The sequence below is a fragment of the Actinomyces sp. S6-Spd3 genome, assembly GCF_000758755.1.
GTDB lineage: Bacteria > Actinomycetota > Actinomycetes > Actinomycetales > Actinomycetaceae > Pauljensenia.
Genome location: NZ_JRMV01000207.1, coordinates 1 through 771 on the forward strand (window position 1 = coordinate 1; position 771 = coordinate 771).

The window sequence follows — 771 nt, forward strand, 5'->3', positions numbered from 1 at the left end:
TCGCGAACGTCAAATCCTCGTTGTACTCCGAAGGCTCCGATACCTGGAGGATCTCCGAACACAGGTTGGACATAGAGATACGGCCCTTAATCGGGTTTGCACGGTTCACCGTGTCCTCAAACACGATGTAGGGGTATCCCGACTCAAACTGGATCTCTGCAATCGTTTGGAAGAAACGACGAGCGTTGATCTTCTTCTTGTGGATCTTCGGGTTCTCCACCATTTCGTGGTACTTCTCAGTAACCGAAATCTCCGTGAACGGAACGCCGTAGACGCGCTCCACGTCGTACGGGCTGAACAGGTACATGTCCTGGTTGCGCTTAGCCAGCTCGAACGTGATGTCTGGAATCACCACACCCAGCGAGAGCGACTTAATGCGGATCTTCTCATCCGCGTTCTCACGCTTCGTGTCCAAGAACGACATGATGTCGGGGTGATGCGCATGCAAGTACACGGCACCAGCACCCTGGCGAGCACCAAGTTGGTTCGCGTACGAGAAGGAATCCTCAAGTAGCTTCATTACCGGAACCACGCCGGAAGACTGGTTCTCGATCTTCTTGATCGGCGCACCCGCCTCGCGCAAGTTCGTCAGCGACAGCGCCACACCGCCACCACGCTTCGAAAGCTGCAACGCCGAGTTAATGCCGCGCGCAATCGACTCCATGTTGTCTTCCACGCGAAGCAAGAAACATGAAACGAGTTCGCCGCGCGCCCTCTTGCCCGCGTTCAAGAACGTGGGGGTTGCCGGCTGGAAACGACCCGAAAGGATCT

General features: G+C 55.8%; 1 pseudogene. It reads right to left on the bottom strand.

The features are described 5' to 3' along the window. Nucleotides 1–771: pseudogene (locus HMPREF1627_RS01765) on the bottom strand (ribonucleotide-diphosphate reductase subunit alpha); the annotation flags it as partial.